Below are 15,100 nucleotides of genomic sequence, written 5' to 3'. Positions count from 1 at the left end.
AATGAGTGTCCGTTTTATCGCCCTGCTCTGTGTGTTTTTTGCCACCACCGCCCACGCCCAAGCCCCACGCACCTTCAGTGAAGCCAAGAAAATCGCCTGGAAACTCTACGCCCCGCAATCCACGGAGTTTTATTGCGGCTGCAAATACACGGGTAACCGGGTAGACCTGAAAGCCTGCGGCTACATTCCCCGTAAAAACGCCAACCGCGCGGCGCGCATCGAGTGGGAGCACATTGTCCCGGCGTGGCAGATCGGCCATCAACGCCAGTGCTGGCAGGACGGTGGTCGCAAGAACTGCACACGTACCGATAGCGTCTTCAAACGCGCCGAAGCTGACCTGCACAACCTGGTGCCGAGCATCGGCGAGGTCAATGGTGACCGCAACAACTTCAGTTTTGGCTGGTTGCCGGTGCAGGGTGGGCAATATGGTTCATGCCTGACCCAGGTGGACTTCAAGGCCAAGAAGGTCATGCCCAGGCCATCCATCCGCGGCATGATTGCCCGGACGTACTTTTACATGAGCAAACAATACGGCCTGCGCCTGTCGAAACAGGACCGCCAGTTGTATGAAGCCTGGAACCGTACCTATCCCGTTCAGCCCTGGGAGCGCCAGCGCAATCAGACCGTGGCCTGCGTGATGGGGCGTGGCAACGAGTTCGTCGGCCCGGTGAACCTCAAGGCCTGCGGATAAACGCGAGCGGGATCCACGGATCCCGCCAACCGCCGTATTACGGGCGGGCCTTGTGCTCGATCACCAGCGACTCGGCGTCGGTTTTCTTCTTTTTCACCAGCCTTTCCTGCAATTGGGCCTGCTTTGCTTCGGCCTCGGCCTTGCTCGCGAACGGCCCTAACAGCACCAGGTCCTTGCCGTCTTCCTTGGCCAGATAGAACGTGAAGCCGTTTTCCAGCAACCAGGCGGTCAGGTCACTCAGCGCCTGCAGCTTGTTGTCGGGCGAGCGCACCAGGATGTCCCACTGCACAGCGGCAACCGCAGGAGCCTGGGCCTTGGCGGCTTCAGCCTTGTCTCGGGGGGTGTCGAGATTGGGCCCGTCACCGCATCCAGCCAACGCCAATACCACAAATGCCATCGCTACTTTACGCACTGCCCTGCCCCTTTAAGGATCAAAGAGGCAACTTTATCATTCACTGTCTATTCTGGCCGTCATAAACGTTGGCTTAAACATTGCGAAGGATGTTTCCCAGACCTGTATGATGGCGCCATGGGAATTAATGCCGCCTCCATGCGTCCTAAAGAGGCAGCCACAGGGAAGCGCTTCACAGTAAGCTACACACAACCGACATCCGCCCTGTTAGAAACATGCGTCCTTCAAAGCAATCAAGGAGAAGTCCATGCTGATACTCACCCGCAAAGTCGGTGAAAGCATAAATATCGGTGATGACATTACTATCACCATTCTGGGCGTTAGCGGCCAGCAAGTAAGAATCGGCATCAATGCTCCCAAGGATGTTGCCGTGCATCGCGAAGAGATTTACCAGCGCATCCAGGCAGGCCTGACTGCACCGGACAAACGCGAAACACCTTGAAGCCTCCCCAGTAGCCAGCCCGCTCGCCCCTGTAACGGCTGGCGAAAGCCCCTTGGCCTGCCCACGGAATCCCGTGATCCGCGCAACTTGCGCCAGGCCCCGCCACCAGTGGTCAGCACACAGGTTCAGCCACGGAACTTGCTGCACATTTAGCAGACAAATCTCTCCAGGAACGTAACAAAACCTTACGGTGCATTCGGAGCGCGTTGATGAGGCGATCCCTCAAAGAGCCTTATGCCTACAAATCCTGGATGATTGCCCTACTGATTGCCCTGGCTTTCGTGACAATCGGATACGGCCTCAGGTTTTACATGGAAGGCAGTACCCCCGCGCAGGATGCCGATTCTTGGCCTGACCTGGCGCTGTTTCTCGGTGGCTATCTGTTCTGCTTCTGCCTCAAGCCCCTCCAGGCTGCGATCCAGCGCAAACTCAACCGCCGCGCATTTGGGCGTGATCGCCAGAAAACCCCCTCTTGAAGCACCGATTGGATCCTATATTCAAACTATGAGGAACTATCCACGTCGGTAGCACCCATACCCATATCTTTCATAAAAAACATTATCGATATGGACATAGAACATAACGCCAAGCACCTACAGTCCCTGATCGAACAACTCTCGGTAGATAACCCGAAATCCTCCAGCGAACTGCGGGGCAAGCCCGAAGAAATCCTCGCAGGCCTGCGCGAGCTTTATCTGCTGAAACTGATCACGGGCACCTTCACCCTTGGGCACATTGTCGACCCTCTGGGCCACCAGTGGATTGGCGCGCAAAACATCCTGCTGACCCGGCGCGGCATGGCATTCAAGCCGTTGTAGACGGCAGCAGGCGCAGCCGGCCATCAGCATCGCACTGGGCACGCACGTCGTTATAATTTGCAATAGCCCCATGCTCCGTCAGCATCGGCTCGCCATGGGTGGATGTCACCACTACCACGTCCGCGCCCGCCGCCTCGCCTGCACGAATGCCCGCCGCTGCATCCTCGAACACCAGGCACTCGCCTATCGGCACTCCCAAACGCCGCGCGCCGAGCAGATAACAGGTCGGGTCCGGCTTGCCATTGGTCACATCCTCAGCCGTAACCATGACGGCCGGCGGGACCAGGCCTGCGGCGTGCATACGGCTCAACGCAAGGGCCTTGGGCGCAGAAGTGACCACGGCCCAGCAGTGCGCAGGCAAGCTCTGCAAAAAGGCCACGGCACCTGGGATTGCCACCACGCCCTCCACGTCCTCGATCTCTGCCTCGGTAATAGCGCGCGCTTGCGCGTGCGCGTCCACCCCTGGCAAGGCCTGGCGGCTGATCGTGTCGATGGCCCGCACGCCATGGATGGTGGTCAGGAACGCCTCGACGTCCAGGCCATGGCGCAGCGCCCAGGCAGCCCAGACCCGCTCTGCGGCGGCGATGGAGTTAAGGAGCGTGCCATCCATATCAAACAGAAATGCACGGTACTGGCGATCAAATACGGCCGGATGTTTGGCGGACACTGCTGGGTTTCCTCGTGCGCTCGTCGCCCGTGGTTGGGCCGTGATGCAATCTACGGATCAGCCCAGGCGTTGTAAACGGCGGATCGGCCGTCATCAACAGACCTGGCCAGCGCTCTCGGCGATGTCACGTGGAGTATTCCAGGCGGCCAGGATTGCCACCCGCAGCCCTTCAACCGTTGTCGCCAACGCCATCGAGGGCTGAGGCTCGGCCGCCTGCCCTGGCAGAAAAGGCACATGGATAAACCCACTGCGCACTCCCGACCCCGCCAACGCATGCTGCAAGCTGTAGAACACCTGATTGCATACGAAAGTGCCCGCTGTGTGCGAGACCGAGGCGGCAATTCCGGCCGTGCGTAGCGCCTTGACCATGGCCTTGACCGGCAAGGTGCTGAAGTAGGCAGCAGGCCCCCCAGGAATCACTGCCGTATCCACGGGCTGGGCACCGAGGTTGTCCGGGATCCGTGCATCGTTGAGATTGATCGCAACCCGCTCGATGGAAATATCACTGCGCCCAGGCCCCAGCCCGGTAGCAATCACCAGTTGCGGTCGATGCTCGGCCAATAACTGTTCCAGGCAGGCGCCGGCAGTGGCGAAGGCACAGGGCAATTGGCGGGCGACGATTGTCACCCCGCCTTGCAGTTGCACCCCATCCAGCAGGCGCACTGCCTCCCAGGACGGGTTGATCAGGTCTTGATCGAACGGCTCGAAACCCGTCAGCAGCACAGTCCCCATCACCACCTCACATCAATACATAAAGAAGGACGATATTGACCAGCAACATCATCAACGCCGTGGGCATCTGCGCCTTGATCACCGCGTTTTTGTCCGGTAACTCCAGGAGCGCCGCAGGCACAATATTGAAGTTCGCCGCCATCGGGGTCATCAGCGTGCCGCAGTACCCGGAAAACATGCCGATGGCCGCCATCACCGCCGGGTTGCCGCCATAAATGCCCACCAGTACCGGCACCCCAACCCCGCCGGTCATGACCGGGAAGGCGGCGAAGCCGTTACCCATGATCACGGTGAACAGCGCCATGCCCAGCACGTAGACCATCACCGCCACCAACTTGTAATCCAGGTTGATGTAGGTGGTGGTGACATGAGCCACGGCCGTGCCAACGCCGGCTTCGTTGAACAGCAGGCCGAGCATGGCCAGCATCTGCGGCAGCACCATGGCCCAGCCCAGGGCTTCGGTCAGGCGTCGCGATTCACGCAAGGCCTGCACCGGCGTATCGCGGGTCAGCCAGCAGGCCAACCCCAGGGCAATCAGGCAACCGAGCCCCAGGGACACGAACGTGGTGTTCTTCGGATCCAGCAGCGGCACGCCACCAATCTCGGTGTTCTTGAGCAGCACCGAGCCAATCACCGTGGTCAACGGAATGGCCAGGGCCGGAATAAATAGTTTATGGCCCAGCCGGCCAGCGCTGGCGCGGGACGCCTTGTCATGCAACTCGGCATGGGTGCCACGCCCTACCCCGCCGAGCCCGGCGATCAGTGCCATCAGCACCACGCCAACACCCACCACCACCGACGGCAGGTGCTCGCCCACCAAAAACGGAATGGCGAACAGCAACCAGAACAACGCGCTTGACCAACGCTTGGGATGGGTCCGGTCAGCCAGGATCATGCCCGCCGTAATCAGCAACAAAACGCCGGCGAGCCAGTACAGGTATTGGATGGAAATGATCATTGCGCGGCCTCCGACTGAGCGGTGACTGGCGCAGTGGCCGTCAGCTCACGGGTCAGCCTTCGGTCAAAGCGATGCAAGCGTATGGCATGCACAATGAACGCACAAATCGCCGTGGGGATGCCCCACACCGCAATATGCAGCGGCTCGACATCAATACCCGAACCCAGCAGGAAGGTATGCATCAGGGCAATCGCACCAAAGGCCACGAAGATGTCTTCACCAAAAAACAGCCCCACGTTGTCTGTGGCGGCGCACATCGCCAGGACCTTGTGCCGCACCTTGTCCGGCAGTTTTCCGAAGCGTTTCTCGGCAGCGCCTTCCGCCATGGGCGCCAGCAACGGGCGCACCATTTGCGGGTGCCCGCCAAGGCTGGTCAGGCCCATGGCCGCCGTGGACTCACGAACAAACAGATAGATGATCAGCAGGCGCCCGACGGTGGCGCGCTCGAAGCGCGCAATCCAGTTCTGCGCGTGCAGGCGCAGGCCATGGCGCTCCAGCAGGCCGATAACGGCCAGGGGCAGCAACAGGATCAGTTGCAAGGCGCGGGTCTGCAGGAAGCCATCGCCCATGGTGGCGAGGATTTTTTCCAGGGGGAAGTGCGCGGCAAATCCGGTGGCAATCGCCGCCGCCGTTACCACCAGCAACGGATTGAAGCGCAACACAAAGCCGACCACGATGACGAGCACGCCAATCAGCGGCCACAGGTTCACAACAGTTTGCATGGCGTTGAGTCCTTGATTGCGTGCTGCGACGCCTGCATCGCCGATAAACGATAACGGGCAGCCCGACGCGGATTTTTATTATTGACCGGGTAGGTCGAGGGTCACTGGCGGGCATCTTTGCCGCTTGGAGCGGAGGGTGTCCAACAAGAAAAATTGTTGCTGCAAATCAATAAAGTTTGTGAGGGGATGTAATCCAATCAGGGCTTGCCACGATGTGCAAGGCTCAAACCGTGGCAAGCCCTTTTGGGTCAACCTGCTTGATCAGGGCTGCCAAGCCTTGGAGCCGGCTGCAGCCTTGAATTTGGCGCTGTTTTGCGGTGTGGCGGGCGGCTCGGAATCACCAAAGATGGCTTTGAGCCAATGCCCATCGGTGGGGTTGGGGAAGAGAATAAACTTGCGCCCGAACTGTTGTTTATCCTCGGTCATCAACGCCATGCGTTGCTGCACATCAGACACGTAGTACTTGCGTTTGAAGTCATTGAGGTTGTCGCCCAGCATCACGACCACCTCATAATCCTTGGCAATTTCTATCTGCCGGGGCTCTTTATTGGAAGAGTCGCGATAAACCGTCAGGTGCTTTTCATCGGCAAAGGGCAGCTTGTTCTTACGCAGGTTGGCCAAGGCGTACTCATAGGTTTTTTCGCCCTGGTCACGGCTCGTGACGTAGAAAACCTCGACCCCTTTGGCTTGCGCATAACTCAAGAACTCCACTGCACCGGGGGTGGCCACCGGGCCGTTTTCAGCCACCCATTGGTCCCAGGCGGCATCATCGAAGAACTCTTTGTCCGAATTGATCATGTAGCCCCAATAGCTATTGCTGCTCAACACGGTGTCGTCGATGTCACTGATGATCGCCAACGGCCGATCACCGGCCTTATGCGCTTGCAGAGCGCTGTCCAGGCGCATCTTGGCGACGTTGAAACCTTGATAGTAGAGCGCCTCGAATTCAGCAGCCGTCTGCCTCCAGGCAACGGCTGCCGTCAAATCATTGGAAACAGCGCCTGTGACTTGCCCGGACCATGCGGGCGCGCACTGAAGCATCAAAAGCGAGAAGAGAATGGGAGCGGCCAGGATCTTGTTGGTTTTCTCTACTTTCATTTTCAAACCCATAGTTAAGCTCTAGACAGCCTCAGCAGGCACTGCAAGGGTGTTGTTCTATAACACCCGGCAGGCCGGCTCAATATGGGTGTCGCGATCATGGATCAATCAGACGCAACTTGCGCACACACTGTGCGGTTTACCACTGATGTGTGTAGCTCGCCGTCAGTACGGTGCCTGGCGCAGGCAGGTGGCTGGTGTTGTTGCTGCTACGCATCAGTTGACTGTAAAGCGGGTAGTAACTGCGATTGAACAGGTTCTGGATCCCCATGCTGACCTGATCATTTTCACTGAATTGGTACTGGCTGATCATATCGACGGTGGTGTAACTGTCGACCTTGCGCCGCCCAAAGCTGGCAACACCATCCAGGCGATAGTCGGCGCCGTCAAAAAAGTTGGCCTGCAAGCGGTTGCTCCAGGCTTCAGTCGGCTTGAACTCCAGGTACGCGGTCAGTTTGAGCGGCGGGATGCGATACCCGGTCATGTCTTGCCAGCCACGGCCTTCGGGCTGCTCCCGGCCTTTGATCCAGGTAAAGGTGCCGCCGGCGCCCCAGCGCTCATCGTCGGCCAGCCAGTCGGCACTGCCTTCCACACCGTAGATTCGCTCTTGGGTGCGGGTCAGGATCAGGCCATTGTTGAAACTCTGCACATCCCCAAGCTTGGACGTGGTGTAGAACACGGCCAGGGAGGCCAATGTCTGCTCGCCCAGCGCGCCGCGCCAGCCCAGTTCGTAGTTGTTGGTTTTCACCGGCTCCAGGTTGGAGGAGCCGATATCGAATCCACGCCGGGCATTGCGCATTTGCACCCCGATATCGGGCAGCTGGAACCCCTGGCTGAACGCCGCGTAGACCTCCTGGCCCGCTACCGGCGAGTAGGTCAGGCTGATGTTGGACAGCACCGAATCATAGTGCACCTTGCCCCCGCGAACAGTGGCCGGCTGGGTCGCTGCCGACTCCGAGAGCGGGATAAAGTCATCGTACTGGGCAGTGGCATATTCGTAGCGTACGCCGCCTTCCACCGACCATTGTTCGTTGAGCTTATGCTGCAACTGCGCAAAGCCGCCAAGGCTGCGGGTTGTCAGGTCGGGCATGTAGGTGAGCTTGCCGATCTTGTCAAACACCCTGCCGCCGCTGGCGTCAAAGGCTCGCGGGTCGAAGATGTCGATGGGCATATCGCTGCGCTCCTGGTTGAAGTCAGCGCCCCATAACAACTCTGTAGTGCCCAGGCTCCCCAGCGGCGTGCGTAGCGTGACCCGACTGCCAAACACTTCACTGTTCTGCATGACCTGGTCGACATTGCGTCCACGGGTCGCCACTGCGCGGGCATCGAACGGCGTGAACCGGGTGAAGTAGTCCCGGTAGTAGATCTGCGCATTGAGCGTGCCGCCCAGCACGTCGGCATGGGCGTACTCCAGGTTGAGCAGGGTGTTTTTGATCTGGTTCTGCTCCTCCAACGACAGGCCGGACAACGGGCGCGCAGGCACCGAGCCCGCAGGAAGCCTGGCCACGGACGGGTCGGAGGTGTAGTCGCTGTTTTGCTCGGCGTTGTAATGGCTGGCAGAAAGCTGGATGCGCTGCACATCATCAAGGCGCAAGCCCAACTTGCCGCCGACATTGAAGGTATTGGAGTCGAACAGATCGCCCTGGCTTGGCTCTGGCGCAAGGCGGTGCCCCTTGGCGTCGTAGGAGGCGCCAATGTGGCGGGCACCAAAGTCCAGTGCGTAATCCACCCGGCCCTGGGACCCGGCAACATGATGCTGCAACTGGCCGCCCAGGCCATCGCTACCCAGTTTGCTCAAGGGCGAGACGGCGCTCAGGCTGGTGGTCGCTCGCGGCTCGCCGCCTGCCGGACGCGTCGTGATGGAGATGATGCCCCCAGTCGCACCGGCGCCGTAGATCGCACTGCTGCCACGGATCACTTCGATACGCTCGATCAGCGCGGGGTCGATGTTCGCCAGGTTGCGCGAGGAATCGCGGTTGGTATTGAGCGGAACACCGTCGACCAGCACCAGCATCGTCCGCCCGCGCAAGGTTTGCCCGTAGTCGGTAATGGTCCGGCTTGAGTCGGCCATGCCCGGGATGCTCTTGGCCAGCAAGGTGGCCAGGCTGTCCGAGCCCTGGCGCAGTTGCTCCAACTGTTTGTGTTCGATGACATTGACCTGGCGAGCCTGGGGCACCAGGTCGCTGTCGAGCCGCGAGGCGCTGATGGTCAGGCTGGACAGCTCCATTGTGCCTGGCGTGGGGGCCGGCGCCTGGGAGGTGTTGGCGGTATGCCCCTGGACCACCAGGAACGTTTGCTCATCACGCGCCTGCACCGTCAGCCCGCTTTGGCCGAGCAACCGTTCAAGCGCTTCCTGCAATGTGTAGCGCCCGCGCAAGGCCGGTGCGGTCTTGCCGGCCGTGATTTCACTGGCGAACAGGATCTGTGCCGAAGATTGCCGGGCTACGGCATTCAGGGATTTCTCCAGCGATGCGGCCGGGACATCGAAATCAACCGGGGCAGACTCTGCCAACGACCATTGGCTCAGGAGCAAGCTGCTGGCCAGCAAGGACATGCGCACCGGCGCGCGCAGGAAGGACTGACTCACGTTTTTATTCTCCACGAAGTAGGGTTACAGGGAGATAGCCGTCAGCACTGCGGCGCAACCCTACCTCGGTTGAAGATTATTTTTTCTGGCCGGGGGAATCGATCAGGACCGAGCCATCGGTCGCAGTGGAAACGCGCACCGGCAGGATCCCGGGCAACAGCGCCAGCAAGCGATCAACGTGACCACTGTCAAACACACCGGAAACCGGCAGGCGCGCAAGCCGGGGGTCCATGAGCCTTATGGGCTGGCGGTGATAGCGCTGCAGTGTGTCGATGACGTCTTCGAGCGGAGTGCTTTCAAAGACCAGCCGGCTTTGTTGCCAGGCGGTGACGTCATCCACGTCCACCCGTCCCAACCGAGCCTCTTGCCCCTTATGCACACGCAACTGCTGCCCGGGCTCCAGCGCAGCCACTGCCCCCGTAGCGGCCGCACGCACGGCGACCCTGCCTTCAGCCACCGTGACCTGCACATCCTGTTCCTGGCGCCTGACGTTAAAACGGGTGCCCACCACTCGCACCACAGCCAACCCGGCATCGACCAGAAACGGCCGGTAGACCATCGGCGACACTTCAAACAACGCCTGCCCCGCCTTCAGCTCGACCTGGCGGCTGCGCAGGTGCCAACTGATCGTCATCTCGGTGTTGCTGTCGAGCAACACCTGAGTGCCATCAGCCAGCAGCAGCGCCTGGCGCTGCCCTACCTGGCTGGCAACATGCTCGCTGCGGTAGGCAGGATCAATCCAGGCCACACCTGCAACAATCGCCAACAGCAGCAGCCCGAGGGTTTTTCCTGCCGGGCGTTTGTTTTTCGCGGGCGTCGGCGGGGGCAACGGAAATCGTTGCTTGAGGTCCTCACGAACCCGCGCGATGGCCTCGTCTTCCTGGCTGAAGTCCTTGCTCTTGTGCGGGTCGCGACTCATGGCAAGACCTCCGAGCCTAGATGTGCGCGGCAGATCCCCATACCCAGGCGCAGGTGCTTTTCGACGGTTTTCAGGGAAATACCCAGGCGCGCAGCCACTTCGGCCTGGGGCAGTTCATGCACTTTGTGCATGACAAACACCATTTGGCAGCGCGGCGGCAGACTGGCAATCGCCTCGGTCAGCAGCTCCAGGGCCCTTTCCCCATCAAGATGACGCTCCTGGCTCGGCGCACCGCAGACCACTTGTGGCAACACCGAAACACCGACCACCCAACCCTGGCGCCGACGCTCGCTGCGATACCGGCTGATCGCCATATCGCTGGCGATCTTGCGCAACAAGGCCACTGGCGTGCGCACACCTTGCTTTTCATCCTGCTCAAGCAACTGCAGGCACAAGTCGTGTATCACCTCACGAGCGAAAATCCGTTCGCCAAAACGCCGGCGCACATGATCCACCAACTCGTCGTAGTGCCGAACCAATGCTGCCAGCAGTGTGGGTTTTGGAGGGTCGGCCTGCACAATGACCTGCGCGATGAGAGGAACGGATGACCTGGAGAAAGGTGCGATTGCGCGCAGTATAAATGCGAATGTTTTACATTTGAAGCGTAGAGATGGACCTTTAGGCGCAATCGCTAAGCGGGTCAGAAATGGCAAATTTCTCGGGATAAGCAACGCTACCTCTACCGGGTAGGTCGTCGGCCTTCAAGCGCAGAAACATGAAGCTGAAAGCCGACCTGAAGGTGCAGTGCAATTGTCGGGGCGAAGCTTTGCATGAAATCCCAGGCAACAAAAAAGGGCCCACCTTTCGGTGAGCCCTTCTAGACCGCCCAGCAGAGCGGATTTTGTTTGGTAGGCGCGATTGGACTCGAACCAACGACCCCCACCATGTCAAGGTGGTGCTCTAACCAACTGAGCTACGTGCCTGCTGTGAGGCGGCATTCTACGGAATTCCCGAGGGGTGTCAACACCTTTTTTGCAGCTAAGCCTATGAATATGCGAATTTTTTATTTTTTATTGGCGCCGCTGCTTTTTCCGGGTGGCTGGCAGGGCATTTTCAACTGAGGTAGGATCGGCGCACTCGTAAAAAATATAAAACAGAGGTTCCAGTATGGCGAACACCCCCTACCCCCAGTCCTATTACGCCGCGTCCGCCAATGCGGTACCTCCCCGGCCAGTGCTGCAAGGTGAAGTCGAAACCGATGTATGCGTGATCGGTGCGGGCTATACCGGGTTGTCGAGCGCGCTGTTCCTGCTGGAGAACGGCTTTCGTGTGACGGTGCTGGAAGCCGCGAAGGTAGGTTTCGGTGCATCCGGGCGCAATGGTGGCCAGATCGTCAACAGCTACAGCCGTGATATCGACGTGATCGAGCGTAGCGTCGGTGCGCAGCAGGCACAGCTATTGGGGCAAATGGCATTCGAGGGCGGCAGGATCATTCGTGAGCGGGTCGCCAAGTACCAGATCCAGTGCGATTTGAAGGACGGCGGTGTATTCGCCGCGCTCAATAGCAAGCACATGGGCCACCTGGAGTCGCAGAAGCGCTTGTGGGAACGCTACGGCCATACCCAATTGGAACTGCTCGACGAGCGGCGCATCCGCGAGGTGGTGGCCTGTGAGAACTACGTGGGCGGCCTGCTGGACATGAGTGGCGGGCATATCCATCCGCTCAACCTGGCATTGGGTGAAGCGGCAGCCGTGGAGTCCCTGGGTGGCACGATCTACGAACAGTCCGCCGCCGTGCGCATCGAGCGTGGCGCCAACCCTGTCGTCCACACCGCCCAAGGCAAGGTGAAGGCCAAATTCATCATCGTCGCCGGCAATGCCTACCTGGGCAACCTGGTGCCCGAGTTGGCGGCCAAGTCGATGCCTTGCGGCACACAAGTGATTACCACGGCGCCCCTGGGTGATGAGCTGGCTAAAAGCTTGCTGCCCCAGGACTTCTGCGTCGAAGATTGCAACTACTTGCTCGACTACTACCGACTGACCAGCGACAAGCGCCTGATCTTCGGCGGTGGCGTGGTGTATGGCGCGCGGGACCCGGCGAACATCGAAGCGATCATCCGGCCGAAGATGCTCAAGGCCTTTCCACAATTGAAGGATGTAAAAATCGACTACGCCTGGACCGGCAACTTCCTGCTAACCCTCTCGCGCCTGCCCCAGGTCGGCCGCATCGGCGACAACATCTACTACTCCCAAGGCTGTAGCGGCCACGGCGTGACGTATACGCACCTGGCAGGCAAGGTACTGGCCGAAGCCCTCAGAGGCCAGGCAGAACGTTTTGATGCGTTTGCCGACCTGCCGCACTACCCGTTCCCGGGCGGCCAACTGCTGCGCACGCCATTTGCGGCGCTGGGCGCGTGGTACTACGGGCTGCGGGACAAGCTGGGTTTCTGATCGATACCCTGTAGGAGCCGGCAAGCCGGCTCCTACAAGTTGCATCATCAAATCGCAGACACAAAAAACCCCGGTCTTTCGACCAGGGTCTTTGCTATCGATCCAATCAAGCATAAAGCTCTTCTTGGCGCTCTCAGGGTGTTCAGTGGACCCTGGAACAGATATGGCGCAGCGGACGGGACTCGAACCCGCGACCCCCGGCGTGACAGGCCGGTATTCTAACCGACTGAACTACCGCTGCGTATCGCTCAGACTGCCGAAGTGTCACCTTCAACCGCCTTCAAACATCTGACCGAACAGCCTTGGCTGTTCAATCTCAAATCCGAAACATCGGACCTGGAAAATATGGCGCAGCGGACGGGACTCGAACCCGCGACCCCCGGCGTGACAGGCCGGTATTCTAACCGACTGAACTACCGCTGCGCGTCGGTGCAACCTTTAACGTTGCGTCTTGCCCTAGGGCAAAACTCTCAAGAAGTGGTGGGTGATGACGGGATCGAACCGCCGACCCTCTGCTTGTAAGGCAGATGCTCTCCCAGCTGAGCTAATCACCCTTTGCTTCGTTGAGGCCGCGAAATTTACGCAGGTAGCGGACCTAAGTCAAGAGCCTGCTTGAAGTTTTTCTGAAAAAGACAAAATCGCTTCAAGACCGCTCCCCGCTCTACTCGCTGTAAATCATCTTCTTGCTCATGCCACCATCCACCACGAACTCTTGCCCGGTGACAAACCCGGCGCTACGCGACAGCAGCCATGCCACCATGGCCGCCACATCCTCAACCGTGCCTACCCGGCCCGCAGGATGCTGCGCATGATCGGCGTCACTCAGTGGCTCTGCACGGCGCGCAGCGGGATCACGGGCGTCGATCCAGCCAGGGCTGACGGCGTTGACCCGCACCTCCGGCCCAAGACTGATGGCCAGCGCGTGCGTCAGGGCTAACAGGCCGCCCTTGCTCGCCGCATAGGCCTCGGTGTCCGGCTCCGACTGCCGGGCCCGGGTCGAGGCCAGGTTGACGATGGAGCCACCATGGGCCCGCAGATAAGGTGCGCAGTGCTTGGCCAGCAACATCGGCCCACTGAGGTTCACCGCCAGCACCCGGTTCCAGTACGCCAGGTCCAGGCTATCCAGCGTGATATTGCGCGGATCGGCCACAGCAGCATTGCACACCAGCGCATCCAGGCGCCCGAACTGGCCCAGCACCTCGGCAACTCCCAGCGCCACCTGCTGCTCATCGGCCACATCCATGGTGATAAACCAGGCGTTATCGCCCAGCACCTTGGACACCTTGGCGCCCCGCTCGCGATCCAGGTCGGCCAACACCACTTGCCAGCCTTCGCTGACCAACCAGGCCGCGATCCCCAGGCCGATACCCCGCGCCGCACCTGTCACCAACGCGACCCTGCCATTACTGGCGCCAGCCGCCTCCAGGGACCACTCGATCACAAGGCAGCCAGCCCGCGAGCCAGGTCGGCCTGCAAGTCAGCCACGTCTTCCAGCCCCACCGCAACGCGGATCAGGCTGTCGCGAATACCGGCCGCCTCACGCTCCTGCGGGGCCAGGCGGCCATGGGACGTGGTGCTTGGATGGGTAATGGTGGTCTTGCTATCACCCAGGTTGGCGGTGATGGAAATCAGGCGCGTGGCGTCGATAAAGCGCCATGCGCCCTCCTTGCCACCCTTGACCTCGAAACTGACCACCGCACCGAACCCACGCTGCTGACGCTGGGCCAGTTCGTGTTGCGGATGGCTCTTCAAGCCGGCGTAGTGGACTTTCTCGATGCCGTCCTGCTGCTCCAGCCACTCGGCCAGGGCCTGGGCGTTGGCGCAATGGGCCTTCATCCGCAGACTGAGGGTTTCCAGGCCCTTGAGGAAAATCCAGGCATTGAACGGGCTCAGAGTCGGGCCAGCGGTGCGCAAGAAACCCACTACTTCCTTCATTTGCTCGCCACGGCCGGCCACCACGCCGCCCATGCAACGCCCCTGGCCGTCGATGAACTTGGTGGCCGAATGCACCACAATATCTGCGCCCAGCTTCAGCGGCTGCTGCAAGGCAGGCGTGCAGAAGCAGTTATCCACCACCAACATCGCACCTTTGGCGTGGGCCACTTCGGCGAGGGCGGCGATATCCACTAGCTCTGCCAAAGGGTTGGACGGCGATTCGACGAACAGCAATTTGGTATTGGCCTTGATGGCCCCATCCCAGGCAGAAAGGTCCGCCAGCGGCACGTAGTCGACTTCAATGCCAAAGCGCTTGAAGTACTTCTCGAAGAGGCTGATGGTCGAACCAAACACACTGCGCGACACCAACACGTGGTCACCGGCACTGCACAGGCTCATGACCACCGCGAGGATGGCCGCCATGCCAGTTGCCGTGGCGACGGCCTGCTCTGCCCCCTCCAGTGCCGCGATGCGCTCTTCGAAAGCGCGTACCGTCGGGTTGGTGTAGCGGGAATAGACGTTACCCGGCACTTCGCCAGCAAAGCGTGCCGCCGCGTCTGCCGCAGTGCGGAATACGTAGCTGGAGGTGAAGAACATCGGGTCACCATGCTCACCTTCCGGCGTGCGGTGCTGGCCGGCGCGCACAGCCAGGGTATCGAAAGCCACGCCATCGAGGTCGCTGTCCAACCGACCGGCATCCCATTCCTGACTCATGCTGCCACTCCTTC

General features: G+C 60.3%; 16 protein-coding genes and 4 tRNA genes. 5 read left to right on the top strand and 15 right to left on the bottom strand.

Features of this window, described 5'->3' with window-relative positions; genetic code table 11:
- Position 1: 1 nt before the first annotated feature.
- Complete coding sequence (locus ACO77H_RS09095; protein WP_432755309.1) at positions 2-691, top strand: endonuclease; 690 nt, start codon at positions 2-4, stop codon at positions 689-691.
- Positions 692-728: 37 nt separating this feature from the next.
- Here ACO77H_RS09095 and ACO77H_RS09090 read toward each other — a convergent pair whose 3' ends face one another.
- Positions 729-1,103: an SPOR domain-containing protein gene (locus ACO77H_RS09090; protein WP_346266498.1), complete on the bottom strand. Its 375-nt coding sequence runs from the start codon at positions 1,101-1,103 to the stop codon at positions 729-731.
- A gap of 247 nt (positions 1,104-1,350) precedes the next feature.
- Between ACO77H_RS09090 and csrA the strand changes: the two genes are divergently transcribed.
- The 3 genes from csrA to ACO77H_RS09075 all read left to right on the top strand — a co-directional run bounded on the left by csrA (position 1,351) and on the right by ACO77H_RS09075 (position 2,363).
- Complete coding sequence (csrA, locus tag ACO77H_RS09085; RefSeq protein ID WP_007920550.1) at positions 1,351-1,545, top strand: carbon storage regulator CsrA; 195 nt, start codon at positions 1,351-1,353, stop codon at positions 1,543-1,545.
- Between the two features lie 209 nt (positions 1,546-1,754).
- Complete coding sequence (locus tag ACO77H_RS09080) at positions 1,755-2,021, top strand: hypothetical protein (RefSeq protein WP_432755308.1); 267 nt, start codon at positions 1,755-1,757, stop codon at positions 2,019-2,021.
- A 90-nt stretch (positions 2,022-2,111) separates the two neighbouring features.
- The gene (locus ACO77H_RS09075) at positions 2,112-2,363 is read left to right on the top strand and encodes a hypothetical protein (protein WP_169953490.1); all 252 of its coding nucleotides are present in this window, start codon (positions 2,112-2,114) and stop codon (positions 2,361-2,363) included.
- On the opposite strand, the gene ACO77H_RS09070 is transcribed toward ACO77H_RS09075, so the two are convergent.
- The 9 genes from ACO77H_RS09070 to ACO77H_RS09030 all read right to left on the bottom strand — a co-directional run bounded on the left by ACO77H_RS09070 (position 2,350) and on the right by ACO77H_RS09030 (position 10,969).
- Entirely contained in the window at positions 2,350-3,030 is a 681-nt protein-coding gene (locus ACO77H_RS09070; protein ID WP_170043458.1) for an HAD-IA family hydrolase, read from the bottom strand. The two genes, ACO77H_RS09075 and ACO77H_RS09070, sit on opposite strands and share 14 nt — an antisense overlap.
- A 93-nt stretch (positions 3,031-3,123) precedes the next feature.
- Complete coding sequence (gene pcp, locus ACO77H_RS09065) at positions 3,124-3,762, bottom strand: pyroglutamyl-peptidase I (protein ID WP_432755307.1); 639 nt, start codon at positions 3,760-3,762, stop codon at positions 3,124-3,126.
- A 7-nt stretch (positions 3,763-3,769) separates the two neighbouring features.
- On the bottom strand, positions 3,770-4,720 hold the full coding sequence (locus ACO77H_RS09060) for a DUF979 domain-containing protein (RefSeq protein ID WP_169953484.1): 951 nt from the start codon (positions 4,718-4,720) through the stop codon (positions 3,770-3,772).
- Positions 4,717-5,442 carry a DUF969 domain-containing protein gene (locus tag ACO77H_RS09055; RefSeq protein WP_169953482.1) on the bottom strand — a complete coding sequence of 242 codons (726 nt, stop codon included), beginning with the start codon at positions 5,440-5,442 and terminating at the stop codon, positions 4,717-4,719. The genes ACO77H_RS09060 and ACO77H_RS09055 overlap by 4 nt, the downstream gene beginning before the upstream one ends.
- 261 nt (positions 5,443-5,703) lie before the next feature.
- Positions 5,704-6,540, bottom strand: coding sequence for a 5'-nucleotidase, lipoprotein e(P4) family (locus ACO77H_RS09050; protein ID WP_169953546.1), 837 nt, complete (start codon positions 6,538-6,540; stop codon positions 5,704-5,706).
- Positions 6,541-6,679: 139 nt separating this feature from the next.
- The gene (locus ACO77H_RS09045; RefSeq protein WP_432755306.1) at positions 6,680-9,127 is read right to left on the bottom strand and encodes a TonB-dependent siderophore receptor; all 2,448 of its coding nucleotides are present in this window, start codon (positions 9,125-9,127) and stop codon (positions 6,680-6,682) included.
- A 76-nt stretch (positions 9,128-9,203) separates the two neighbouring features.
- On the bottom strand, positions 9,204-10,046 hold the full coding sequence (locus ACO77H_RS09040) for a FecR family protein (protein WP_432755305.1): 843 nt from the start codon (positions 10,044-10,046) through the stop codon (positions 9,204-9,206).
- Positions 10,043-10,564, bottom strand: coding sequence for a sigma-70 family RNA polymerase sigma factor (locus ACO77H_RS09035; protein ID WP_170043454.1), 522 nt, complete (start codon positions 10,562-10,564; stop codon positions 10,043-10,045). Before ACO77H_RS09035 ends, ACO77H_RS09040 begins: the two co-directional genes overlap by 4 nt.
- 328 nt (positions 10,565-10,892) lie before the next feature.
- A tRNA-Val gene (locus tag ACO77H_RS09030) sits at positions 10,893-10,969 on the bottom strand.
- 184 nt (positions 10,970-11,153) lie between these two features.
- Here ACO77H_RS09030 and ACO77H_RS09025 point away from each other — a divergent pair.
- On the top strand, positions 11,154-12,437 hold the full coding sequence (locus ACO77H_RS09025; protein ID WP_169953476.1) for an NAD(P)/FAD-dependent oxidoreductase: 1,284 nt from the start codon (positions 11,154-11,156) through the stop codon (positions 12,435-12,437).
- 164 nt (positions 12,438-12,601) lie between these two features.
- Here the strand turns inward: ACO77H_RS09025 and ACO77H_RS09020 are convergent.
- The 5 genes from ACO77H_RS09020 to ACO77H_RS09000 all read right to left on the bottom strand — a co-directional run bounded on the left by ACO77H_RS09020 (position 12,602) and on the right by ACO77H_RS09000 (position 15,086).
- A tRNA-Asp gene (locus ACO77H_RS09020) sits at positions 12,602-12,678 on the bottom strand.
- 105 nt (positions 12,679-12,783) lie between these two features.
- Positions 12,784-12,860: transfer RNA gene (locus ACO77H_RS09015), tRNA-Asp, on the bottom strand.
- Between the two features lie 55 nt (positions 12,861-12,915).
- Positions 12,916-12,991: transfer RNA gene (locus ACO77H_RS09010), tRNA-Val, on the bottom strand.
- 107 nt (positions 12,992-13,098) lie between these two features.
- The gene (locus ACO77H_RS09005; RefSeq protein ID WP_170043540.1) at positions 13,099-13,863 is read right to left on the bottom strand and encodes an SDR family oxidoreductase; all 765 of its coding nucleotides are present in this window, start codon (positions 13,861-13,863) and stop codon (positions 13,099-13,101) included.
- Between the two features lie 11 nt (positions 13,864-13,874).
- Positions 13,875-15,086 carry an O-succinylhomoserine sulfhydrylase gene (locus ACO77H_RS09000; RefSeq protein ID WP_169953475.1) on the bottom strand — a complete coding sequence of 404 codons (1,212 nt, stop codon included), beginning with the start codon at positions 15,084-15,086 and terminating at the stop codon, positions 13,875-13,877.
- Between the last annotated feature and the right edge of the window lie 14 nt (positions 15,087-15,100).

Origin of the sequence: Pseudomonas sp. WMBT8 (assembly GCF_050916005.1) — a bacterium.
Classification (GTDB): Bacteria; Pseudomonadota; Gammaproteobacteria; order Pseudomonadales; family Pseudomonadaceae; genus Aquipseudomonas.
The sequence above is the reverse complement of the archived record's forward strand: the minus strand, read 5'-3'. Positions and strand labels throughout refer to the sequence as shown.

What these genes read in the sequence shown, in the direction of transcription:
- ACO77H_RS09050 (WP_169953546.1), bottom strand. Translation starts at nt 6,540, where the DNA reads ATGAAAGTAGAGAAAACCAACAAGATCCTGGCCGCTCCCATTCTCTTC.
- ACO77H_RS09000 (WP_169953475.1), bottom strand. Translation starts at nt 15,086, where the DNA reads ATGAGTCAGGAATGGGATGCCGGTCGGTTGGACAGCGACCTCGATGGC.
- ACO77H_RS09025 (WP_169953476.1), top strand. Translation starts at nt 11,154, where the DNA reads ATGGCGAACACCCCCTACCCCCAGTCCTATTACGCCGCGTCCGCCAAT.
- ACO77H_RS09095 (WP_432755309.1), top strand. Translation starts at nt 2, where the DNA reads ATGAGTGTCCGTTTTATCGCCCTGCTCTGTGTGTTTTTTGCCACCACC.
- ACO77H_RS09060 (WP_169953484.1), bottom strand. Translation starts at nt 4,720, where the DNA reads ATGATCATTTCCATCCAATACCTGTACTGGCTCGCCGGCGTTTTGTTG.
- ACO77H_RS09075 (WP_169953490.1), top strand. Translation starts at nt 2,112, where the DNA reads ATGGACATAGAACATAACGCCAAGCACCTACAGTCCCTGATCGAACAA.
- csrA (WP_007920550.1), top strand. Translation starts at nt 1,351, where the DNA reads ATGCTGATACTCACCCGCAAAGTCGGTGAAAGCATAAATATCGGTGAT.
- pcp (WP_432755307.1), bottom strand. Translation starts at nt 3,762, where the DNA reads ATGGGGACTGTGCTGCTGACGGGTTTCGAGCCGTTCGATCAAGACCTG.
- ACO77H_RS09080 (WP_432755308.1), top strand. Translation starts at nt 1,755, where the DNA reads ATGAGGCGATCCCTCAAAGAGCCTTATGCCTACAAATCCTGGATGATT.
- ACO77H_RS09040 (WP_432755305.1), bottom strand. Translation starts at nt 10,046, where the DNA reads ATGAGTCGCGACCCGCACAAGAGCAAGGACTTCAGCCAGGAAGACGAG.
- ACO77H_RS09055 (WP_169953482.1), bottom strand. Translation starts at nt 5,442, where the DNA reads ATGCAAACTGTTGTGAACCTGTGGCCGCTGATTGGCGTGCTCGTCATC.